At 53.2% G+C, this 20,457-nt stretch carries 25 protein-coding genes and 1 pseudogene; 20 read left to right on the top strand and 6 right to left on the bottom strand.

Annotated features, from left to right (window positions below; genetic code table 11):
* Positions 1-440: 440 nt before the first annotated feature.
* From ssb to arsC, 12 genes and pseudogenes are all read left to right on the top strand, one after another.
* Positions 441-983 (top strand): single-stranded DNA-binding protein, encoded by a 543-nt coding sequence (ssb, locus tag AC3EMD_RS28155; RefSeq protein ID WP_040107913.1) that lies wholly within the window; start codon positions 441-443, stop codon positions 981-983.
* 48 nt (positions 984-1,031) lie between these two features.
* The gene (locus AC3EMD_RS28150) at positions 1,032-1,280 is read left to right on the top strand and encodes a DUF905 domain-containing protein (protein WP_040107914.1); all 249 of its coding nucleotides are present in this window, start codon (positions 1,032-1,034) and stop codon (positions 1,278-1,280) included.
* Between the two features lie 68 nt (positions 1,281-1,348).
* Positions 1,349-3,349, top strand: a complete 2,001-nt coding sequence (locus AC3EMD_RS28145; RefSeq protein ID WP_040107915.1) for a ParB/RepB/Spo0J family partition protein — start codon at positions 1,349-1,351, stop codon at positions 3,347-3,349.
* A 44-nt stretch (positions 3,350-3,393) separates the two neighbouring features.
* Complete coding sequence (gene psiB / locus AC3EMD_RS28140) at positions 3,394-3,825, top strand: conjugation system SOS inhibitor PsiB (protein WP_038992715.1); 432 nt, start codon at positions 3,394-3,396, stop codon at positions 3,823-3,825.
* On the top strand, positions 3,822-4,550 hold the full coding sequence (locus AC3EMD_RS28135; protein ID WP_040107916.1) for a plasmid SOS inhibition protein A: 729 nt from the start codon (positions 3,822-3,824) through the stop codon (positions 4,548-4,550). Before psiB ends, AC3EMD_RS28135 begins: the two co-directional genes overlap by 4 nt.
* Positions 4,547-4,873 (top strand): hypothetical protein, encoded by a 327-nt coding sequence (locus tag AC3EMD_RS28130; protein ID WP_038992719.1) that lies wholly within the window; start codon positions 4,547-4,549, stop codon positions 4,871-4,873. The genes AC3EMD_RS28135 and AC3EMD_RS28130 overlap by 4 nt, the downstream gene beginning before the upstream one ends.
* A gap of 188 nt (positions 4,874-5,061) precedes the next feature.
* Positions 5,062-6,415: pseudogene (locus AC3EMD_RS28125) on the top strand (IS3 family transposase).
* 217 nt (positions 6,416-6,632) lie between these two features.
* Positions 6,633-6,983 (top strand): As(III)-sensing metalloregulatory transcriptional repressor ArsR, encoded by a 351-nt coding sequence (gene arsR / locus AC3EMD_RS28120; protein WP_012540252.1) that lies wholly within the window; start codon positions 6,633-6,635, stop codon positions 6,981-6,983.
* A 47-nt stretch (positions 6,984-7,030) separates the two neighbouring features.
* On the top strand, positions 7,031-7,393 hold the full coding sequence (gene arsD / locus AC3EMD_RS28115; RefSeq protein ID WP_012540111.1) for an arsenite efflux transporter metallochaperone ArsD: 363 nt from the start codon (positions 7,031-7,033) through the stop codon (positions 7,391-7,393).
* A 17-nt stretch (positions 7,394-7,410) separates the two neighbouring features.
* Positions 7,411-9,162, top strand: a complete 1,752-nt coding sequence (arsA, locus tag AC3EMD_RS28110; protein WP_040107917.1) for an arsenite efflux transporter ATPase subunit ArsA — start codon at positions 7,411-7,413, stop codon at positions 9,160-9,162.
* 47 nt (positions 9,163-9,209) lie between these two features.
* Positions 9,210-10,499 carry an arsenite efflux transporter membrane subunit ArsB gene (gene arsB / locus AC3EMD_RS28105; RefSeq protein WP_302074206.1) on the top strand — a complete coding sequence of 430 codons (1,290 nt, stop codon included), beginning with the start codon at positions 9,210-9,212 and terminating at the stop codon, positions 10,497-10,499.
* Positions 10,500-10,511: 12 nt separating this feature from the next.
* A complete protein-coding gene (gene arsC / locus AC3EMD_RS28100) occupies positions 10,512-10,937 on the top strand; it encodes a glutaredoxin-dependent arsenate reductase (RefSeq protein ID WP_013087165.1) in 426 nt (141 codons plus the stop codon).
* Positions 10,938-10,971: 34 nt separating this feature from the next.
* Here arsC and AC3EMD_RS28095 read toward each other — a convergent pair whose 3' ends face one another.
* The 6 genes from AC3EMD_RS28095 to AC3EMD_RS28070 all read right to left on the bottom strand — a co-directional run bounded on the left by AC3EMD_RS28095 (position 10,972) and on the right by AC3EMD_RS28070 (position 15,441).
* Positions 10,972-11,508 carry a GNAT family N-acetyltransferase gene (locus tag AC3EMD_RS28095; protein ID WP_013087166.1) on the bottom strand — a complete coding sequence of 179 codons (537 nt, stop codon included), beginning with the start codon at positions 11,506-11,508 and terminating at the stop codon, positions 10,972-10,974.
* Positions 11,509-11,632: 124 nt separating this feature from the next.
* Positions 11,633-13,390, bottom strand: a complete 1,758-nt coding sequence (arsA, locus tag AC3EMD_RS28090; protein ID WP_013087167.1) for an arsenical pump-driving ATPase — start codon at positions 13,388-13,390, stop codon at positions 11,633-11,635.
* A 20-nt stretch (positions 13,391-13,410) separates the two neighbouring features.
* On the bottom strand, positions 13,411-13,773 hold the full coding sequence (locus AC3EMD_RS28085; protein WP_013087168.1) for an arsenic metallochaperone ArsD family protein: 363 nt from the start codon (positions 13,771-13,773) through the stop codon (positions 13,411-13,413).
* 75 nt (positions 13,774-13,848) lie between these two features.
* On the bottom strand, positions 13,849-14,394 hold the full coding sequence (locus AC3EMD_RS28080; RefSeq protein WP_040107919.1) for a sigma-70 family RNA polymerase sigma factor: 546 nt from the start codon (positions 14,392-14,394) through the stop codon (positions 13,849-13,851).
* Positions 14,395-14,402: 8 nt separating this feature from the next.
* Positions 14,403-15,116 carry an arsenical resistance protein ArsH gene (arsH, locus tag AC3EMD_RS28075; protein WP_013087170.1) on the bottom strand — a complete coding sequence of 238 codons (714 nt, stop codon included), beginning with the start codon at positions 15,114-15,116 and terminating at the stop codon, positions 14,403-14,405.
* Between the two features lies 1 nt (position 15,117).
* A complete protein-coding gene (locus AC3EMD_RS28070; RefSeq protein WP_065907728.1) occupies positions 15,118-15,441 on the bottom strand; it encodes an ArsR/SmtB family transcription factor in 324 nt (107 codons plus the stop codon).
* Positions 15,442-15,740: 299 nt separating this feature from the next.
* On the opposite strand from AC3EMD_RS28070, the gene AC3EMD_RS28065 reads away from it, so the two are divergent.
* The 8 genes from AC3EMD_RS28065 to AC3EMD_RS28030 all read left to right on the top strand — a co-directional run bounded on the left by AC3EMD_RS28065 (position 15,741) and on the right by AC3EMD_RS28030 (position 19,875).
* Positions 15,741-16,007, top strand: coding sequence for a type II toxin-antitoxin system TacA family antitoxin (locus tag AC3EMD_RS28065; RefSeq protein WP_012540086.1), 267 nt, complete (start codon positions 15,741-15,743; stop codon positions 16,005-16,007).
* Positions 15,995-16,480, top strand: a complete 486-nt coding sequence (locus AC3EMD_RS28060; protein WP_013087172.1) for a GNAT family N-acetyltransferase — start codon at positions 15,995-15,997, stop codon at positions 16,478-16,480. The genes AC3EMD_RS28065 and AC3EMD_RS28060 overlap by 13 nt, the downstream gene beginning before the upstream one ends.
* A 226-nt stretch (positions 16,481-16,706) precedes the next feature.
* On the top strand, positions 16,707-16,916 hold the full coding sequence (locus AC3EMD_RS28055) for a DUF5431 family protein (protein WP_306463585.1): 210 nt from the start codon (positions 16,707-16,709) through the stop codon (positions 16,914-16,916).
* Positions 16,861-16,980 carry a type I toxin-antitoxin system Hok family toxin gene (locus tag AC3EMD_RS28050; protein ID WP_223156217.1) on the top strand — a complete coding sequence of 40 codons (120 nt, stop codon included), beginning with the start codon at positions 16,861-16,863 and terminating at the stop codon, positions 16,978-16,980. Before AC3EMD_RS28055 ends, AC3EMD_RS28050 begins: the two co-directional genes overlap by 56 nt.
* Positions 16,981-17,882: 902 nt before the next feature.
* Positions 17,883-18,263 (top strand): hypothetical protein, encoded by a 381-nt coding sequence (locus AC3EMD_RS28045; RefSeq protein ID WP_038990973.1) that lies wholly within the window; start codon positions 17,883-17,885, stop codon positions 18,261-18,263.
* A 66-nt stretch (positions 18,264-18,329) separates the two neighbouring features.
* On the top strand, positions 18,330-18,677 hold the full coding sequence (locus tag AC3EMD_RS28040) for a hypothetical protein (protein ID WP_038990975.1): 348 nt from the start codon (positions 18,330-18,332) through the stop codon (positions 18,675-18,677).
* Between the two features lie 87 nt (positions 18,678-18,764).
* Positions 18,765-18,995, top strand: coding sequence for a CCDC81 family HU domain 1-containing protein (locus AC3EMD_RS28035; RefSeq protein ID WP_038990977.1), 231 nt, complete (start codon positions 18,765-18,767; stop codon positions 18,993-18,995).
* 46 nt (positions 18,996-19,041) lie between these two features.
* A complete protein-coding gene (locus AC3EMD_RS28030; protein WP_040107920.1) occupies positions 19,042-19,875 on the top strand; it encodes an N-6 DNA methylase in 834 nt (277 codons plus the stop codon).
* Positions 19,876-20,457: the final 582 nt, after the last annotated feature.

Below are 20,457 nucleotides of genomic sequence, written 5' to 3'. Positions count from 1 at the left end.
CTTGCTGCGACCGTTCCGGTCGCGCCGCTTTCACCGTGCCGGCGAAGGATTGCCGGCACTCTGCAGGGCAACGCCGTTTCGCGCCCGCGCGTTCCGTCGTTGCGGCGGGTGCCTGCTCCTTTCCCCTGGTACCCGAATCACCCGATTGAGTCCATTCGCCCGGGCTGACATAGCCACAACCTGTCGCATTGGCTGTCCAGGGTGTAATGAACAGTCCACAAAACTTTTTGCATGGAACCGCAAAAACTTTTGTGTCCTGCCCCGGACAGATGCGTCAGGCCGTGGCGTCTTTGCCCTTGCGGCGAACGGCTCTCAAACGGGTGAAGGTAACAACCAGGGGGCAGGTTCAGCAGGTCCCCGCACAAAGTCAAAACCGCGGCCCCGGCAACTCAACGGGTGATGGTTTTTAAAGACAAAACAACAGAGTAAGGAGATTCATCATGGCAGCACGTGGCGTTAACAAAGTCATTCTGGTCGGACATCTGGGACAGGACCCGGACGTGCGTTACATGCCCAACGGGGGCGCAGTGGCCAATCTGACGCTGGCCACGTCTGAAACATGGCGTGACAAGCAGACGGGAGAGATGCGCGAAAACACCGAATGGCACCGTGTGGTGATCTTCGGCAAGCTCGCGGAAGTGGCGGGTGAATACCTGCGTAAAGGCGCGCAGGTCTACATCGAGGGCCAGCTGCGCACCCGCAACTGGCAGGACGATGCCGGAGTCACGCGCTACGTCACCGAGGTGCTGGTCGGCCAGAACGGCACCCTGCAGATGCTCGGCGGCCGCCGTGAATCCGGTGTGCCTGAGAGCGCCGCGCAGCCGCAGAGTCCTGCCGCCCCGGCACAACCTGCTCAGGCCCCGGCTAAATCCCCGAAAGCGAAGGGCGGTAAGAAAGGCCGTCAGGATGCGGATCCGTCTCAGCAACCGCCTCAGCCACTCCCGGATGATTTCCCACCAATGGATGATGACGCGCCCTTTTAAACCACGATGAAGACGCCCCGTTCAGGCGGGGCAGAAAAGGAGAAACACATGGACCATAACGTTTTGTCCCCGCTTGAATCCCTGCCGGATGGCACGTTTACCCGCGAGCAGGCTCAGGTTGTCGCAGCGCAGTATCAGAATGTGGCGATTGAAGATGACCAGGGGACCCATTTTCGCCTTGTCGTCCGTCATCAGGATGACGGCAGCATGATCTGGCGCGTCTGGAATTTTGAACCGGGCGGCGAGGACATGATGAACCGTTACATCCGGGACTACGGACTACGCAAAACGCAATAAGCCGTAATAGGTGCCGGGCAGATGGGTCTGCCCGGCAGACATTAACCAATATCGGAGAGAAATCAATTATGTCAGTGACCGAGTCTAAAGCAAAAGCGCCGGTTAAAACCAGCAAAAAATCGGTGAACCCTGCCGAATCCGCCGCCCTGAAAGCCGCGCTTGAGGCTGCTCAGGTTGAGATGGTGCCGCTGTCGGCGCTGGTCAAATCCCCGCTGAACGTTCGCACGATCCCCTATCCGGCTGACAGTGTCCGGGAGATGGCTGACTCCATCATGGCGATCGGCCTGATCCAGAATCTGGTGGTTCACTCGCTGCCGGACGGTATGTCAGGGGTGGCTGCAGGTGGCCGCCGTCTTGCCGCCCTGCAACAGTTGCTCAGCGAGCAGCGCATCGATGCCGGGTATCTCGTTGTCGCCAAGCGTGTCAGTGACGACCTGGCGATGGTTGCCTCGATGGTCGAGAACAACCAGCGGGTGGCCATGCATCCGGCAGAGCAAATCAGCGGGTTCCGCACCCTGTCAGAAGAGGGGAAAACCCCGGCTCAAATCGGGGACCTGCTGGGCTACAGTGCCCGTCACGTTCAGCGGATGCTGAAGCTGGCAAACCTCGCCCCGGAACTGATCACCCTGCTGGCAGAGGACAAACTCGACGTGGAGCAGTGTCAGGCCCTGAGTCTGGAGAGCGACCCGGCACGTCAGGTGCAGGTGTATGACCAGGTGAAAACCTCATACGGCAGCACACCCGCTCACCTGCTGAAGCGGGCCATCACGGATACGGAAATCGCCGTAACCCACTCCCGCTTCGTGTTTATCGGTCGTGAAGCGTATGAGGCCGCCGGGGGCGTGGTGCGTGAGGATCTGTTCAGCGCCCAGGAGGGAGACGGAACGGCTGACGGGGTACTGGTTGAGCGTCTGGTTCAGGAGAAGCTGGCGGCGGCTGCGCTGGCCATCGAACAACAGGAAGGCTGGTCATGGTCACTGGCTCGTGAGGGATCCGTCAGAAACTACGGCGATGACCGCGAGCATTATCTGGTGCTGCCGGCGCCGGAGGGGGAATTCAGCGCTGAGGAGCTGCAGCGTCTTGATAAACTGTACGCCACGCTGGAGGCAACAGAAACTTTTGAGTATGAAGCCGCGATTCAGGTGCTGATTGATGAGATTGAAAATGCGGCGTCAGTTCGGGCGTGGACACCGGAGCAGAAAGCGGCCTGTGGCGTGGTGGTCAGTCTGTATGACGGTGAGCTTTGCGTCCAGCGTGGTGTCCAGAAGAAGATCCAGACGGCGGTCTCTGACGTCGGGGAACACGGTGGCGATCAGGCTGCCGTACATGTGGTCACCCGCAGTATCCCGGATGCGGCAGAGGGCATCAGCGTACCGTTGCTGAAAAAAATGTCTTCAGAAAGGACACTGGCGGTTCAGGCCGAACTGGTTAAGCAGCCACAGAAAGCCGTGGCCCTGATGGTCTGGCGGCTGTGCAGTTGCGTGTTTGACTACTGCACCACCACCCGGCATCCGTTCGTCCTGCGCCTTGAGGTGCATCACAGCGGCCTGACCAGTGAAGCCCCGACCGGAGAGGAAGGTCAGGCATGGCGGTATCTGATGCAGGAGAAAGCCCGTCTGGAAGCCCTGCTGCCGGAGGGGTGGCAGAAAGATTTCACCACCTTCTTTACCCTCGACGGACAGACCCTGATGTCGCTGATGGCCTTCTGTACTGCCTGTTCCGTAGACGGTGTCCAGACCCGTGAATGTGGACATACCCGCCGCAGTGACCTCGATGGCGTGGAGGCGGCGCTGGGATTTCATCTGCGCGACTGGTGGCAGCCGACAGCGGATAACTTCCTCGGGCTGCTCAGCAAGGCCCAGATTGTGGCGGCGCTGAAGGAGGCCGGGCTGACCGGAGCCGCCTCGGATGCCGAAAAAATGAAGAAGGGTGATGCTGCCAGCCATGCGGAACAATGGCTCTCCGGCTCCCGCTGGGTACCGGGCTGGATGCAGTCCCCGGATGCCGCAAAGCCGGACGATGCACATGCTGCCCCGGACACTGACGAACCGACTTCACACGCTGCCTGATAACGGAGACGCCGCCCTGCGGGGCGGCGATAAGGAGACTGAAAATGAAAACGTTACTGACTCTGGACGTCCTGAAAACCATGTCCATCGACGAGCTGGAAGATTACCGCGCTGCCGGTGAAGATTTTCGCCGTGAGCTGACCCATGCTGTGATGCGTGTTCTGCATCTGCCGTCAGGCTGGTCCGTGAACGGTGAATATCGCAGTGAGTTTGGCGGTTTTTTCCCGGTTCAGATCCGCTTTTCTCCGGCCCATTGCCATTTTGATGTCGCTGTCTGCAGCCCCGGAGAGTTGAGTGAGCGCTGGATGATCGTCTTTGTGACACGTGGTGGCCAGCCGTTCTCTGTTGTTCGCAGCATGGAAGCATTTAACCCGGAGTTGATCTCCCACACGCTGGCATTGATAGCGTGTCTCGATACTGACGGATATTCCTGCGCCAGTATCATCAGTACGCTGGAACAGGAGGGCGCACAATGATCCCTTCGTCCCGTTCCCTTGTCACCCTGCAGCCTGCCCGGCAGGCTGCGCTGCAGGCCATCATGACCGTGGAGAATGCCCGCCAGCGCGGTGCTCGTCTGTCTGCAGCGCCACACGTGCGTACTTTCCTGCGCCTGCTGACCGGGAACAGCCGTATGAACACGACCGTGGCGCAGCGCATTCCCGGCCTGAACTGGGACCCGAAACATCGTCTGAGCAGTCTTAAACAGGTGGAAGAGGCGCTCGATGCACTGATTGCCAGTCACGGGGAGTGCTGCCCGCTGCCGCTGCCGGTTGATGTTCAGGCCGAACTGTTCCCCGAGGTGCAGCACAGCCGGACTGAGCGCCGGAAACAGCGCAGCAGCCTCGCCTTTACCCGTAAGATGCGTCGGGAAGAACGCGCAATGGTGCATCACTGGCGATTACGGCAGAACCTGCTGGGACAGGCCGTCACGGAGCTGAATTTCCAGTCACCGGAAACGGTCATCAGCTGGTACCGCCGGTGGGCCGGTGAGTTTGACGCGCGTGAGCTTGCCCCTGCCTTCTGGCACTGGCGATCGCGATATGCCTCGCTGGCCTCTCTGGACTGGCTGCGGGATGCCGGGGAGCCGCTGTATGGTGTCATGCATGAAATCAGCTTCATTGTGAGAGAGACGCCGGAGTCTGTGCGTCAGGCAGAACGCTGGCAGGTCCCGAACAAGCTGACACACCGGAGCCACGGATGAAGTGGCGCTATTCCCTGCGCTGGAAACTGCCGCACAGGCCCTGCCCGGGTCCACAGGAGCTGGTTTCCGTTGTCGTGGAGGCAGGGCAGGCGGCACCTGAAGAAGTGATGTCTTGCTGGGTGGCGGGCGCGGGATATGCGGTATGCGTGGATTTTCTGGACGAGAGGCAGATTAAGCGCTGGAGCGACGAGCGGAAAGCCGCCGCCCGCCACCGGAATCTGGTTCGCCGCATCAACAGGATTGCGCCCTTGTTTGCCGACGAGCTGATCGAGCGGGAGCTTGAGAGCAGACCCGGGTATTTTCGCGGCAAATCAGAACGATGATGGCGCGATGCCTGGTCAGTATGGCAGCGGGTAAGGTATACTGGCGGTGGCGCTTGAGGCTTTTTGCCTCATGACGTGAAGGTGGTTTGTTACCGTGTTGTGTGGCAGAAAGCAGAAAGCCCCGTAGTTAATTTTCATTAACCCATGCACTGCACCCATTTAGTTGGACTCTCAAATTGGAGAGTCCCATGTCCAGACGTAAGTACACCTTTCAACAGCGCCTCGAAGTGGTTATGCACTATTTCGCTACCGATGAAGGCTATCGTTTAACTTCAGCTCGCTTTAACGTTCCCAGAACCCAGGTAAGAATATGGGTTGCAGCCTATGATGCTTATGGAGAAGAAGGTCTGAAGCCCAGGGATAAGGGCGTATCAATCGCTCCCGATATCAGAGTCGAAGCCGTAAAGGCTGTACTGACGGGGCAGATTTCCCAGACGCAGGCTGCAGCGAAATTTAACGTCGCGGGTTCGGCCTCTGTTGGGAAGTGGATGAAGGTCTTCAGCGAACATGGAGAGGAAGGGCTTCGTTCTCTCCGTATTGGCAAAAAAAGGGCACTTCATATGATTGATGATCCTGTTGCGCTTGAGGCAGCACTGGAGCGTTCGAAAGATAAACGTATTCAGGAACTTGAACAAAAAGTCCGCCGCCTGGAATTACGGATACTTTATTTAAAAAAGTTGAAAGCCTTAGTTCGATAAGGGATAAGGTCAGAATTATCGACGAACTGAGGCAGCACTATTCGTTCGAGCAGCTTTTGCAGATAGCTCAGATACCCAGGAGTACGTTTTACTATCACCTGAAAGCACTCCGCTCTCCGGGAAAATACGATGAAGTGAAATGCAGAATCAAAGAGATCTATGATGAGAACCAGGGCCGCTATGGTTATCGGCGGATAGCACTGGCGCTCAGAAGAGAGGGAGGAGCGTTGAACCACAAAGTGGTTCAACGTCTGATGAATGTGCTTCGTCTCAAAGCTGCGATAAGAGTTAAGCGTTACAGTTCATGGCGGGGTGAACATGGGCGCGCTGCTGACAATATCCTGCAACGAAATTTCAAAGCCAGCCGGCCCAATGAAAAATGGGTCACCGATGTCACTGAATTCGCTGTAAATGGCCGGAAACTCTATCTTTCTCCCATCATCGACCTCTTCAATAACGAAGTTATTTCCTACAAACCATGCCGATGATTGATGAGATGTTGATTAAGGCATTTGCCAGAATGGATCCAAACAGCAAGCCAGTTCTTCATTCAGATCAGGGCTGGCAGTACCGTCATCGATGGTACCAGTATCAGCTCCGCGATTTTGGCGTCACGCAAAGTATGTCCCGCAAAGGTAACTGCCTGGATAACGCCTGTGCAGAATGCTTTTTCGGGACTTTAAAATCAGAATGCTTTTACCTCGGTAAATTTAAGGATATAGATGAACTTAAGGATGCTATTGAGGATTACATTCGGTACTACAACACCCGGCGAATCAGCCTTAAATTTAACGGTCTCAGCCCAGTTGAATACCGTCTGAAATTCCATCCATTGCGCATTTAATCAGCCGATTTTTAGTTGATGCAGCTTTAAAGAAAGCGTTTAAATATGAGTGATTTGTATGCTCTGAGTTCTTGCGTTTAAGGCTAATTGAGTTAAAGAAAGCGTCTGGTATTCGTGACCATTGCGTCACCGGCCATCAATACATCTGATTTTCCACATGTGTTATTGATTTTAAATTCCCAGAGCGTATCCTGTTACCAAATGAGAAGGAGTACTGATGAAACTAACTACCCTACAACTCTTCAAATACCTCTCCGATGAAACCCGTTTGGGTATCGTGTTGCTGCTCAGGGAGATGGGGGAGCTGTGCGTGTGTGATCTCTGCACTGCATTGGAACAGTCTCAGCCCAAGATCTCCCGCCATCTGGCAATGCTCCGGGAAAGTGGACTATTGCTGGATCGCAAACAGGGCAAGTGGGTTCATTACCGCCTTTCTCCGCAAATTCCTTCCTGGGCTGCTCAAGTAATTGAGCTGGCCTGGTTAAGCCAACAGGACGACGTGCAAGCCATCGCCCGTAAGCTGGCATCAGCAAACTGCTCTGGCAGCGGTAAGGCTGTTTGTATCTAAAAAATTTGCCTTAATATATGTGATTTTTCGAATGTGAGGTATTCAGAATGAAAACGTTAACGGTGTTTGACCCGGCAATGTGCTGCAGTACCGGCGTATGTGGCTCAGATGTCGATCAGGTTCTGGTTGATTTTTCTGCTGATGTGCAGTGGCTGAAAGGACGTGGCGTACAGGTTGAACGTTACAACCTGGCGCAGCAGCCCATGAGTTTTGTTCAGAATGAGAAAGCGAAAGCATTCCTCGAAGCATCTGGTGCAGAAGGGCTTCCGTTACTGCTGTTGGACGGTGAAACGGTGATGGCAGGGCGATACCCAAAACGCGCCGAGCTGGCTCGCTGGTTCGGTATTCCGCTGGAGAAGGTAGGGCTAGCTCCCATCAGTTGCTGTGGTGGTAATACTTCCTGTTGCTGAGTATGTCAGGAGGACATATGAAATTCTTACAGAATATCCCGCCTTACCTGTTTTTTACTGGCAAGGGAGGTGTAGGAAAAACTTCCATTTCCTGCGCGACGGCTATTCGCCTTGCCGAACAGGGTAAGCGGGTTTTGCTTGTCAGTACCGACCCAGCCTCCAATGTCGGTCAGGTATTCGATCAGGCTATCGGTAACACGATTCGCCCTGTGACAGCAGTTCATGGACTTTCCGCACTGGAGATTGATCCGCAGGACGCCGCCCAGCAATACCGCGCCAGAATCGTTGACCCTATTAAAGGTCTTTTGCCTGATGACGTTGTTAACAGCATCAGTGAACAGCTTTCAGGAGCCTGTACCACTGAGATTGCGGCGTTTGATGAGTTCACCGGCTTATTGACAGACGCTTCTCTGCTGACCCGCTTCGATCACATCATTTTTGATACTGCCCCAACGGGCCACACTATTCGCCTTCTTCAGCTTCCCGGAGCCTGGAGCAGCTTCATCGAAAGTAACCCGGATGGTGCTTCCTGTCTTGGCCCAATGGCCGGGCTGGAAAAGCAACGCGAGCAATATGCTCATGCAGTTGAGGCATTATCCGATCCTGAACGTACTCGCCTGGTGCTGGTCGCGCGATTGCAAAAATCCACATTGCAGGAAGTTGCCCGCACTCATGAAGAACTGTCAGCCATTGGCCTTAAAAATCAGTATCTCGTCATTAATGGTGTGCTGCCTAAAGCCGAAGCTGAACATGACGCCCTGGCCGCTGCGATATGGCAACGAGAGCAGGAGGCGCTGGCAAATCTTCCTTCCGGGTTATCTGAGTTGCCGACAGATACCCTATTACTACAGCCAGTCAATATGGTTGGTGTTTCAGCATTGAAGGGACTGCTGGATACCCGTTCTGAGACATTACCGCTCCCGGTAACGAACATCCTGTACACGCCTGAAAACTTATCACTCTCTGGCCTGGTCGATGATATCGCTCGCAGTGAACACGGCCTGATTATGCTGATGGGAAAAGGTGGTGTAGGGAAAACCACGATGGCTGCGGCTATAGCCGTCAGGCTGGCAGACATGGGATTTGACGTGCATCTTACGACCTCTGATCCTGCTGCGCACCTGAGTACAACGCTGAACGGCAGCCTCAAAAACCTGCAGGTCAGCCGCATCAACCCTCACGATGAAACCGAACGCTATCGCCAGCATGTTCTTGAGACGAAGGGAAGAGATCTGGACGAAGCAGGGAAACGGCTACTGGAAGAGGATTTACGCTCTCCCTGTACTGAAGAAATTGCCGTGTTTCAGGCCTTTTCCAGGGTGATTCGTGAAGCGGGTAAACGGTTTGTGGTCATGGATACTGCCCCTACGGGACATACGCTGTTGCTGCTGGATGCGACCGGGGCTTACCACCGAGAGATTGCCAAAAAAATGGGGAGTAAAGGTCATTTTACTACCCCAATGATGCAGCTTCAGGATCCGGATAGAACCAAAGTTCTGCTGGTTACGCTTCCTGAAACCACACCGGTGCTGGAAGCGGCAAACCTGCAGGCTGACCTTGAAAGAGCGGGGATTCATCCGTGGGGCTGGATTATCAATAACAGCCTTTCCATTGCGGATACGCGTTCTCCGTTGCTTTGCCAGCGTGCTCGTCAGGAACAGCCTCAGATTGAGGCTGTTAAGAATCAGTACGCTAACCGTATAGCGCTTGTTCCGGTGCTGACGTCAGAGCCAGCTGGTATTGAAAAGCTCAGAGAGTTGATGAGTTAATTTTTTTGCATATACAGGGCGGCAAAGTCGCCCTGTCAGGAGGTTTTATGTTACTGGCAGGCGCTATTTTTGTCCTGACCATTGTTTTGGTTATCTGGCAACCAAAGGGATTAGGGATCGGCTGGAGTGCAATGCTGGGCGCGGGACTGGCTCTGATATCTGGCGTTGTGCATGTGGGGGATATTCCGGTGGTGTGGAATATCGTCTGGAACGCTACGGCGACCTTTATTGCCGTAATTATTATCAGCCTGCTGCTTGATGAATCCGGCTTTTTCGAATGGGCAGCGCTGCACGTTTCCCGATGGGGTAACGGTCGTGGACGTTTGCTCTTTACGTATATCGTTCTGCTCGGTGCGGCGGTGGCGGCACTGTTTGCCAACGATGGTGCGGCACTTATTCTGACGCCGATAGTCATCGCCATGCTGCTGGCATTAGGGTTCAGCAAAGGTACGACACTGGCATTTGTCATGGCAGCCGGTTTTATTGCCGATACGGCCAGCCTGCCGCTTATCGTGTCGAACCTGGTGAATATAGTCTCGGCGGACTTTTTTGGTCTGGGATTCACCGAATATGCGTCGGTGATGGTTCCGGTTGATATTGCCGCTATTATCGCCACGCTGGCGATGCTGCATCTGTTCTTCCGCAAGGATATTCCACCGACTTACAACCTGGCGCTCCTGAAAGCTCCGACAAAAGCAATAAAAGATCCTGCTACGTTCCGCACCGGCTGGATAGTTTTGATTCTTCTGTTGGTAGGTTTTTTCGTCCTCGAGCCGCTCGGGATTCCCGTTAGTGCGATTGCGGCTGTTGGTGCTGTGATCCTGTTTGCGGTAGCTAAACGAGGCCATGCCATTAACACCGGCAAAGTGCTGCGTGGCGCACCCTGGCAAATCGTCATCTTCTCATTGGGGATGTACCTGGTGGTCTACGGTCTGCGCAACGCCGGGCTAACCGAATACCTTTCAGGAGTGCTGAACGTACTGGCGGATAAAGGACTCTGGGCTGCGACGCTGGGTACTGGCTTCCTGACGGCTTTCCTGTCTTCCATCATGAACAACATGCCTACCGTGCTGGTTGGCGCTCTTTCTATCGATGGAAGCACTGCAACTGGCGTTATTAAAGAGGCGATGATCTACGCCAACGTGATTGGCTGCGATCTGGGCCCGAAAATTACACCTATAGGTAGCCTGGCAACGCTGCTCTGGCTGCATGTCCTTTCACAGAAGAATATGACCATCACCTGGGGATACTATTTCCGCACCGGGATCGTCATGACTCTGCCTGTGCTGTTTGTAACGCTGGCAGCGCTGGCGTTACGTCTCTCTTTCACTTTGTAATGAGATACTGATATGAGCAACATCACCATTTATCACAACCCGGCCTGCGGCACGTCGCGTAATACGCTGGAGATGATCCGCAACAGTGGTAATGAACCGACCGTTATTCATTACCTTGAAAATCCACCTTCACGCGATGAGCTGGTCAAACTCATTGCAGATATGGGCATTTCAGTCCGGGCTTTGCTGCGCAAAAACGTCGAGCCTTATGAAGAACTGGGGCTTGCTGAAGATAAGTTTACTGACGGTGAGTTAATCGATTTTATGCTTCAGTATCCGATCCTGATTAACCGTCCGATTGTGGTGACACCGCTGGGAACGCGCCTTTGCCGCCCTTCCGAAGTGGTGCTGGATATTCTTCCGGATGCGCAAAAAGGCGCATTTGCTAAGGAAGACGGCGAGAAAGTCGTTGATGAAACAGGTAAGCGATTGAAATAAAGATAAAGGGGGCAGACGCCCCCTTATTCCTGCCTCAGAGCATAAGATCTGAATCTTCTGGCAGAGTACGATTCCCTTCACCAAGTTTCATTTGCAGCAAAACCGTGTCAAGCCAGCGGCCATGTTTGAAACCAATGTCTTTTAATGTGCCTATTTCAGTAAATCCTGTGCGGATATGAAGCGCAACAGAAGCGACGTTAGCGCTGTCACCTACGACAGCAATCATCTGACGATATCCCTGGGACTCGGCCCATTTTAATGCATGATTGAGCAGTGCTTTTCCGACGCCCTGGCGCTGATAAGTCGGATCAATATATATCGAATTTTCAACTGTAAACCGATAGGCATGGCGTTCGCGGTAACGGGAAATATAACAGTAGCCGATGACCGTATCGCCATGCAGAGCGACATACCAAGGAAATCCCCGAGACTGAATGCTCCTCAGTCGGTTAAGCATTTCCTGCGTATCCGGAGGTTCGGTTTCGAAGCTACCTGTACCATGCAGAACATGGTGAGCATAGATATTGCGTATCGCGGTAATGTGCTGTTCTTCAGCATTAATAATGTGCATCGTGTTACTCCAGTAATGATGCTTTACAAGCTACCGGAATTCGCGACAGAAGGTTAAATACTTAAACTTATAGCCTGTATAAGTAAAAGTTTGACTGCAGGAAATGGGGCCGCAGCCCCATCTTTTAGCCTGCCATTTTTGCCAGCAGAGCTGCACCCACTGGTTCTTCATTCTGCAGCGGTGTTAATGCAATACGCTCTGCAAACTGCTCTGTAACGTCATTTATCAGAGGCAGTTCGCGACTGGCTCGGGTTACGAGGAACGGTGAGGACGGTTTCGCAGCAGCCAGACTGCTATTGATTACCCATGCCCATGGTTCAATTTCAGCACGACGCAAATCCTGCTGCAGGTTTGCTGCTTCCAGTACAGGTGTCGTTTCGGCAAGCGTCACGATAATCACCTTCGTCTTCTCCGGGTCCTGCAATAGCATCATTGGTGTCAACAAATTGTCATGCGTTTGCCCCATCTGGCGCACCATTTCCCGGTGATAGGCTCCTGTTGCATCCAGTAGCAGAAGCGTGTGACCTGTTGGGGCTGTATCCATAATGACAAAATGGTCGTCTGCTTCTTTGATGATCCGAGAGAATGCCTGGAAGACGGCGATCTCTTCAGTGCATGGTGAGCGGAGGTCTTCCTCAAGCACCGCCAGCCCTTCTGCATCTAATCCTTTGCCCTGATTTTCCAGGACAAAGCGGCGATAACGTTCTGTCTCTACCTTCGGGTCGATACGGCTGACCTGAAGATTGGGCAGCGAGCCATCCAGTGTGTAAGACAGATGTGCTGCCGGATCGGATGTAGTCAGGTGGACCTTATGACCACGTTTCGCCAGCGATACCGCGACTGACGCTGCAATGGTCGTTTTACCTACACCGCCTTTACCCATCGTCATGACCAGCCCATTGCCAGTTTGGCTCAGTTCATCAACCAGTGAAGACAGTTTCGGTAAATCCAGAACATTCAACGTGGTATCAGGGAGAGCCGGTGCGGCTTTGCTCTGGGTAAATAGCTCCCGCAGGGCTTCCAGGCCGACCAGGTTAAATGGCTTCAGATACAGCTGCGAGCGGGGAAGATTAGCCAGATTATCAGGCATTGCCTGTAATGCTTTTTCTTCCCGAACCAGAATACTTTGCGCCAGTGGGTCATCCTCACCAGCAAACGGCGGCAGCACACCATTGATGGCAAGGTGTTGATGCTGCAAACCAATAGCAGAAAGCTCATCGTGCGTATGAGAAACCTCTTTCAGCGTTGAAGCCTGAGCTCGGGCAACCAGCACTAAGCGTGTGAGAGCTGCGTCGGACAGCGCTTTAACCGCATCGGAGTACTGGTGCTGTTGTTTCTCAAGCCCTACCAGAGGTCCAAGGTTTGCAGCGGCATCAGGGTTCGCTTCGAGATAACCGCTCCAGGCTCCCGGCAATTCAAGCATGCGGATGGTGTGACCGGTTGGCGCGGTATCAAATACGATATGGTCATATTTTTCCCGCAGCTCATGATTGGTCAGCAGACCAGTAAACTCATCAAACGCAGCGATTTCTGTGGTGCATGAGCCGGAGAGCTGCTCTTCAATACTGCTGACCACATCGGCTGGCATCAGCCCGCGAACCGGGTCGAGCACGCGGTCACGATAAGCCTGTGCTGCAGCCATCGGATCAACTTCCATAGCGGCAAGATTTTCTACGGTACTGATATCTGTGATTCGGTGGCCGATAGTCTGGCTAAATACCTGGCCGACATTGGAAGCCGGATCGGTACTCACCAGAAGCGTTCTCTTACCCTGATCGGCCAGCCATACCGCAGTAGCACATGCCAGGGATGTTTTACCCACACCACCTTTGCCAGTGAAGAAGATGAACGGGGGAATGTCTTTTAAAAATGGAATATTCATCAGTAATAGCTCCTCTGGAATTAAGGCATGCGTGGAATGCTGCAGCAGCGTGGTTGCGTGCTGCCTTCACTCCAGTCCTGAGTAAGCGGAATACCTGCCCAACGGGCGATATCTTCACGAGTTGGCAGTTTGCCTGCCATCACTAGCTTGCCGTCGAGCAAGGTGACAGGAAGGGACTCCATCCCTGATGTGTTCAGAAACTCTTTAATGACAGGCGTATTCAGGAACTGTTGCGGGTTCTTTGCAAGGCTGTAGCGCTGAATATCAACGCCATTTTTTTTCGCCCATTCGGCGCTGGCGTTCCATTTGATGGCTTCGTCGCTGACCACAACGCTACTGGTTGCGCAGCAGCCTGCTGCTTCAAAGATCTCAATATTTGACATGGACTGTTTACCTCAGTGTTTAGTCGATTGGCTTTACACTGAGGTAAACGAAGATGGTGGGAAAAAGATGCGCGATTAATTCATTTTTTTGTGGCAGCAGACGGAAGAAGTGTCATCCGCCTCAATTTGGCAAAGTTCTGTCATCGCTTCTTTCAGGTGCTTTCTGGCCCGAAGTAGTCGAGATTTAAACGCCGTAAGCGTGACTCCCAGTTCATCGGCCAGAGACTGCTGGGGACGCCGGTTAAGGTCGGATTCTTCAATCAACCACCGCTCATCCTCAGGTAATGCCTGTAATGTTTCAGGCAGGCAAATACCCAGCGTTGAGATTGCCTCAGGGGATGCGTCAGTTAATGGGGCATCTTCTTCCAGCTCAACGAAATCCCTGGTGGTGCGGTACTCATCAATCAGCAGGTTCCTCGCAGCCCGGTACAGCCAGGCTCGTGGATTCTCCATCTCACAAAAACTGTCTGAATGAGCGCGGGCACGCAGGAATAGCTCTTGCAGAAGATCTGCTGCTTTTTCGCTATCGCCTGTCTTCGATGTCAGAAATCGAGCGAGTTCGGCTTCATGTTGCCGCCAGAACACGCTCATGCAGTTGTTGAATGCCGTTACATCACTCATACCAGCCCTCAAATTTTGCTCTGATTAACTCGCCGGGAAAGTTCTTCTGCCGACTCTTTTCGTTCGCTGTAGCGATTAACGAGATAGGCTGAGTTACCTCGGGTCAGCAGAGTAAATTTCACCAGTTCTTCCATTACATCTACGATGCGGTCGTAATAAGACGACGGTTTCATTCGTTCATCTTCATCAAACTCCTGCCAGGCTTTTGCCACAGAGGACTGATTCGGGATGGTGATCATCCGCATCCATCGGCCAAGAATACGCATCTGGTTTACGGCATTGAAAGACTGAGAGCCACCGCAGACCTGCATAACGGCCAGCGTCTTACCCTGAGAAGGGCGAACAGCGCCTTCCGAAAGTGGTATCCAGTCAATCTGGGCCTTCATGATGCCGGTCATCGCACCATGGCGTTCAGGTGAACACCAAACCATCCCTTCGGACCAACGAACCAGCTCGCGCAGTTCCATAACTTTAGGATGCGTTTCAGGTGCATCGTCAGGAAGAGGCAAGCCAGATGGATTGAAGATCCGCACCTCTGCGCCCATGGCAGTCAGCAACCTTGCTGCTTCCTCTGTTGCCAGTCGACTGTATGAGCGTTCACGTACAGAGCCATACAGCATCAGGATACGGGGAGGGTGGGGAATTGCAGGTACGTGGAATTTTGCCTCTGTGATGGAGGTATCGAACAGGCCTGCATCAACATTCTTAAGTTCAGTGGGCATATTATTCTCCGACGTCGTTATTGGTATTGTGCAGTCCATCTGCGCCTGTGCAACATTCTTCCGTCAGAAAGGCAATCAGCGCACTAAGTTTTTCATAGCAGGCATGGCAATACAGAGTTCTTCCCTGACGTTCCTGACGAACCAGCGCTACTGATATCAGGGATGAAATATGATGACTCAGTGTCGATGCTGGGATCTCAAGTTGCTTCTGTAGATCGCCCACGGGCAGGCCCTGAGGCCCTGCTTTGACCAATTTTTTGTAAATCCCTAGCCTTGTAGCATGCCCAAGTTCTTTCAGCACCGTCGACGCACTGATAAGTTCCATAATCGTTCTCACAATCAATGATTCTATATTTCTAGAATAATGGAAATGTTTTTTTCTTTCAACCTTCAATCTGTCTGGTTGGGGAGTTGTTGAGAGCGGCTAAGTAATCGTTGCGAGCCATCATGTTTGTAGGACTAATGTGTTGGATGGATTAAGCTCTTTCCTTTGTCTAACGCTGCTTTTAGCGCAAAGTGAACTTCAGAACTTCGCATACCAAAGAAGATAAATAATTGTATAACGTTTGCTATACATGAATATTATGCTATCTTTGTAAAGCAAATGCTATACAGAGGTGTCTCATGAAATCAGATGTTCAACTTAATCTTAGAGCAAAGGAATCACAGCGGGCGCTCATTGATGCTGCTGCGGAAATTCTTCACAAATCACGAACAGACTTCATCCTGGAAATGGCCTGTCAGGCCGCTGAGAACGTGATCCTCGATCGCCGGGTCTTTAATTTTAACGATGAACAATATGCCGAATTCATCGACATGCTTGATGCCCCTGTTGCAGATGATCCTGCCATAGATAAACTGCTGGCAAGGAAACCTCAGTGGGACGTGTAACAGTACCAGAACCTTTATCCAGCTTTCATCAGGTGGCGGAATTCGTTTGCGGTGAAACTGTTCTGGATGACTGGTTAAAGCAGAAAGGCCTCAAAAACCAGGCTCTCGGATCGGCCAGAACGTTTGTAGTGTGTAAAAAAGACACGAAACAAGTAGCCGGTTTTTACTCTCTGGCCACCGGGAGCGTCAACCATACAGAAGCGACAGGCAATCTTCGGCGTAACATGCCCGATCCCATCCCTGTTATTATACTTGCCCGTCTTGCTGTCGATCTCTCTTTCCGCGGAAAAGGGCTTGGCGCTGATTTACTTCATGATGCAGTGCTTCGTTGCTATCGGGTTGCCGAGAATATTGGTGTACGTGCAATCATGGTTCATGCACTCACCGAAGAAGCTAAAAATTTCTACATTCACCATGGTTTCAAACCATCACAAACTCAGCAACGGACATTATTTCTTAAACTCCCTCAATAGAACGCGAAGACTATTACGCTCAAAGCGCCGGGAGCGAGAATCGGATGGTCCGTCTAATGTTAATTCAGTAGAAACGCTTCACGAAAGAAGATGACGAACAGTTATTGATGAGACTGTAAGGCGAAAGGAAAGAAACGGCGGGATGGATAATTCGAGTACGGAATACTCTATTTAGCGTTAGCTGGAAACAAAAAAGAGCCCATGTATTCAATGGACTCTTTCTCTGATGCCTCGGTTAATCTGTCCAACTTTTTGGGGTCAGTACACCCACGAGGCCACCTGTATGCCTAGACAACATCAGGATAGCCTCTTAGATGCCGCGAGGCAAGGAGAAGAAGGCCATGAAACTGCCGCGAAACACTCTGCTCGGGTGCGTATTAATAGTGTGCCTCACACTGTTGATATTCACTTACCTCACCCGGAAATCACTCTGTGAAATCCGGTACAGGGACACGAACAGAGAGGTGGCGGCTTTTATGGCTTACGAATCCGCTAAGTAGCTAACCCCGGCGGGGGAAACCCCCGCCATTAAGGGGAGATGATGTCTGTCATGCCTGAAGCGCCTTTATGAAGGGGTTGCCGGTTCACCGGTAGCCCCTTTTTCCTTTCCGATGCGACCGCACGCCTCAACTTCCGGTAAGGGCAGTTCCCCTGCGGGGAACAGAGCAGGACGGTAGCCCCTTTTCCATCCCTCTGGTCATGTTAATGCTAATGTACGCATCCATTAGCTATTACCGGGAAAGGCTATTTTTCCCTGTTCCGTGCTGCACGGCGGGAAAACCGGGCCGCGCTGACGCGCCGCCCGCATTTCCTCTCCGCATCTTCCCTGTTTGCTGCCCGCTGTCTTCCTGCTTCTTCTCCCTGCTGTGTCTTTGCTGTTAAACCCTCTAAGGCCTTAACGTCAAAGGCATAACAACACTGGACACCTTCGGCTCCTGACCCGCTGGCGCGGTTCAGTCGTCGAGCCACACTCCGCTAACCACGAAAAGACGCGGTAAGCTCCGCCGAACCCGCCAGGCGGTTTCGGGCCTGTCGGCTAGTGTCTGATGTCTGAGGTCAACGGCAGCGCTTGCTGCGACCGGAACGGTCGCGCCGCTTTCACCGTGCCGGCGATGCCGGCACTCTGATGGCGCCACGCCGTTCCGTCGTGTCGGGTGTGTTCATTCTCATCCCTTCCCCTGGTGAGTCATCTCTCGTCCGTTCCCCGGCGGAGGGCTGGTCGTAGCACCGCCGTGTCGTCATCCAAGGGGTAAATAAACTCCGCCAAAAACTTTTTGCCAGGGACCGCAAAAACTTTTTGTCTCCGCCCTTGTTCTCCTCCTTACGACGTTGCTCCTTTGCCCTTTGCCGCCAGGGAACTCACCGAGAGATGGATTAACCACCAGACCAGAGGAAAAGCAGAATGAACACACAGAACGTCAACGTCAAAACCGCCACCAAAGAATCTACCGAAAGATGGGTTGAAAACCTTCTGGCCAACGCGATTAGCGAGCAAAAAAGCCTCCTTATGTATCTGGCGGAGCTTAAAAACAAGCGCCTGAGAGAAAGCGAAAGAAGTGAACTGGTATGGGGAACGTTGATGCGTATGGCTGATAACGTCCTGGGGGCGGGAGTGGTTGACTGGCACGCGGACGTTCTGCAGGTGCATTTCGGCGTTGCTCAACCGTGGCTGCAGTCCCGGAAACTCGTTGAGCTTCTTTATGGTGATACCGGTAAGGAAGCGTGGAATGACGCACGCAAATACATTGCTGACTCAATGCGTGCTGAACCCCATATGCCATGAGTCTGCTTTTTTTACCCAACATCTGGCGGTCCGGGGGCCGCCGGTGATCCACATAAGGAGAGACGTTTGAACTTACACCTGACCGAATCCTCAGCCCATCCGGGAATGCTGGCTACAGCAGAATCAGAGCGCGAATACTGGCTGAGCCGGCAGAAAGCAGCGGTTAAAGCCCCCTCAGAAATCGACGTTCACACGTTCCATGACGCGCTGGGCCTGATGTATCCGCTCAACTGGTCAACAAGTGAGAACGGCGAGTGGGAAACGTTCATGCTGCAGGAGATGGTCTGCGGTGACGTGACAGAGATATATGCCCGCTACGGAGCCAGATATTTCCGGCTGTGGGATGTGTGCAACCTGAGCCATGCGCAGATCACAACGCGCATTAAGGAGGAATTTAACCTGTTCCGGAAATGAAAAAAGCAGGGAAAACCCTGCTTTGCCCATGCCGTAAAAGTCGCTGTAACGATTTTTACGGCTGTTCAAATTAACTAAGAGGTACATATGAACCTATCTATTCTTTCACCTTCCACTGAGGCTGTAAAGCCCCGTCGTCATCAGCGCAACCTGCGTGATGATATCGCCGCACAGGAGATTGACCCGGTGCTGAAGGCTTTCGGACGGCATATTGCCCGGAGCGTTCGCAAGGGGCGTGGTGTCCATATCCCCGCGATGAACAACACCGCCTTCGGGCAGGTGCTCCGCACGCTTGAACTCAAACGCGCATGTAACTGACAAGGTGAGCCGCTCCTTCGGGAGCGGCAACAGCGGAGATAATGCTATGTCACAGATGAATTTTGCCGATGTGTTCAATCTGGCCAGAGAAACCGCGGATAACAGCCCTGTTATTCAGGCAGGGCAGCAGATCGCGGAACAGGTGCCTGCGGTTCATCGTATGATGAGCGCGCAGTACAGCCGGGGCCGTTTCATCAGCGTATTTAAGGATACGGGCCGCCATCTGGGGCGCTGGGAAGTGTTCAGTGATTTTCTGTCACTCGCCGCCAGTGAGCTGGATATGGCCCGGATAAGAACGCCGGAGAGCATGGAGCACTGCCGGAAAATCTGCGCCCGGTACGAGGCCGCCGACATCGCGAACATGCAGGAAATGTTCTGCCTGATGGTGTGTGCGCTGGAGGCGAAATTTCATGATTTCCTCGGCGCGATTTTTATGGAGCTTGATCTGGGCGATAACTTTCGCGGGCAGTATTTTACGCCGTATTCGGTGCAGTGTCTGATGGCGCGAATGCTGATGCCAGGCGTCAGAGACACTATCCGCCGGGAAGGCATTGCCACCGTCAGCGATCCGGCGTGTGGGGCCGCAGGGATGCTGATCGCCTATGCAGAGTGCCTGCTTGAAGCGGATATTAACCCCTCCATGCACATGTTCGGCAGCTGCATTGACATCGATCCAGTGGCAGCAGATATGGCCTTCATCCAGCTGTCACTGCTGGGGATAGCCGCGGAAGTGGTGACGGGCAACACGCTCACGATGCAGATCCGGCGTGTGAGGTATACCCCGGTTTTCTACCTCAATGACTTTGAAAAACGACTGACAGATCTGCGCCGGTTCAGGGCTATACGGGACTTTATGCGCGGAATACAGGAGGCCGCGTAAATAACCGGAAGGGCAGGGGATAACCTGCCCTACAGCGCTGAAGGGCCGCAGCGCCTGTGGCGCTGAATAATACCGGCTGCGCTACGCGCCGCCCGTATTACTCCGGCGCGGTAGTATCTCATCAATATTCTTTATTCATCCCTGTTACATCGCTTCCGATATTCTGCTGTGTATCTCTTCCGCTATTTATTTCTGATGAAAGATTAAATAAATACTGACCCGGGCGTCGTCCCTGTCGGGACACGGCTGTCGTGAACAGAGCCAGCAAGCTGTCTCTGCCCTTTCGGGCTTCCATCCTGACGCAAATTCAAAATCTCGCTTGCTGCATCCTTATCAGGATGCGCCGCTCTCACCGTGGCGATAAATACCCGCCACTCCAGGGCCTGAACGTGAATCCGATAAACACCGGATTGACGTTCAGGGTTGTGCGCATTCTCACTCCTGCTCGATATCGCCCGACTTCATCTTTCGCGGAGGGCTGCTTTTAGCATCAGCCGTGGCGAAAATAAAGGGGTATATGAACGCCAGGCGCCCCTTTATTTTCTCCCCGTCGGCTGCAAATTGCCCTTCGCCGCTCAGTGA

The organism is Klebsiella sp. PK18 (assembly GCF_057784655.1).
The sequence above is the reverse complement of the archived record's forward strand: the minus strand, read 5'-3'. Positions and strand labels throughout refer to the sequence as shown.

What these genes read in the sequence shown, in the direction of transcription:
- ssb (WP_040107913.1), top strand. Translation starts at nt 441, where the DNA reads ATGGCAGCACGTGGCGTTAACAAAGTCATTCTGGTCGGACATCTGGGA.
- AC3EMD_RS28150 (WP_040107914.1), top strand. Translation starts at nt 1,032, where the DNA reads ATGGACCATAACGTTTTGTCCCCGCTTGAATCCCTGCCGGATGGCACG.
- AC3EMD_RS28145 (WP_040107915.1), top strand. Translation starts at nt 1,349, where the DNA reads ATGTCAGTGACCGAGTCTAAAGCAAAAGCGCCGGTTAAAACCAGCAAA.
- psiB (WP_038992715.1), top strand. Translation starts at nt 3,394, where the DNA reads ATGAAAACGTTACTGACTCTGGACGTCCTGAAAACCATGTCCATCGAC.
- AC3EMD_RS28135 (WP_040107916.1), top strand. Translation starts at nt 3,822, where the DNA reads ATGATCCCTTCGTCCCGTTCCCTTGTCACCCTGCAGCCTGCCCGGCAG.
- AC3EMD_RS28130 (WP_038992719.1), top strand. Translation starts at nt 4,547, where the DNA reads ATGAAGTGGCGCTATTCCCTGCGCTGGAAACTGCCGCACAGGCCCTGC.
- arsR (WP_012540252.1), top strand. Translation starts at nt 6,633, where the DNA reads ATGAAACTAACTACCCTACAACTCTTCAAATACCTCTCCGATGAAACC.
- arsD (WP_012540111.1), top strand. Translation starts at nt 7,031, where the DNA reads ATGAAAACGTTAACGGTGTTTGACCCGGCAATGTGCTGCAGTACCGGC.
- arsA (WP_040107917.1), top strand. Translation starts at nt 7,411, where the DNA reads ATGAAATTCTTACAGAATATCCCGCCTTACCTGTTTTTTACTGGCAAG.
- arsB (WP_302074206.1), top strand. Translation starts at nt 9,210, where the DNA reads ATGTTACTGGCAGGCGCTATTTTTGTCCTGACCATTGTTTTGGTTATC.
- arsC (WP_013087165.1), top strand. Translation starts at nt 10,512, where the DNA reads ATGAGCAACATCACCATTTATCACAACCCGGCCTGCGGCACGTCGCGT.
- AC3EMD_RS28095 (WP_013087166.1), bottom strand. Translation starts at nt 11,508, where the DNA reads ATGCACATTATTAATGCTGAAGAACAGCACATTACCGCGATACGCAAT.
- arsA (WP_013087167.1), bottom strand. Translation starts at nt 13,390, where the DNA reads ATGAATATTCCATTTTTAAAAGACATTCCCCCGTTCATCTTCTTCACT.
- AC3EMD_RS28085 (WP_013087168.1), bottom strand. Translation starts at nt 13,773, where the DNA reads ATGTCAAATATTGAGATCTTTGAAGCAGCAGGCTGCTGCGCAACCAGT.
- AC3EMD_RS28080 (WP_040107919.1), bottom strand. Translation starts at nt 14,394, where the DNA reads ATGAGTGATGTAACGGCATTCAACAACTGCATGAGCGTGTTCTGGCGG.
- arsH (WP_013087170.1), bottom strand. Translation starts at nt 15,116, where the DNA reads ATGCCCACTGAACTTAAGAATGTTGATGCAGGCCTGTTCGATACCTCC.
- AC3EMD_RS28070 (WP_065907728.1), bottom strand. Translation starts at nt 15,441, where the DNA reads ATGGAACTTATCAGTGCGTCGACGGTGCTGAAAGAACTTGGGCATGCT.
- AC3EMD_RS28065 (WP_012540086.1), top strand. Translation starts at nt 15,741, where the DNA reads ATGAAATCAGATGTTCAACTTAATCTTAGAGCAAAGGAATCACAGCGG.
- AC3EMD_RS28055 (WP_306463585.1), top strand. Translation starts at nt 16,707, where the DNA reads ATGCCTCGGTTAATCTGTCCAACTTTTTGGGGTCAGTACACCCACGAG.
- AC3EMD_RS28045 (WP_038990973.1), top strand. Translation starts at nt 17,883, where the DNA reads ATGAACACACAGAACGTCAACGTCAAAACCGCCACCAAAGAATCTACC.
- AC3EMD_RS28035 (WP_038990977.1), top strand. Translation starts at nt 18,765, where the DNA reads ATGAACCTATCTATTCTTTCACCTTCCACTGAGGCTGTAAAGCCCCGT.
- AC3EMD_RS28030 (WP_040107920.1), top strand. Translation starts at nt 19,042, where the DNA reads ATGTCACAGATGAATTTTGCCGATGTGTTCAATCTGGCCAGAGAAACC.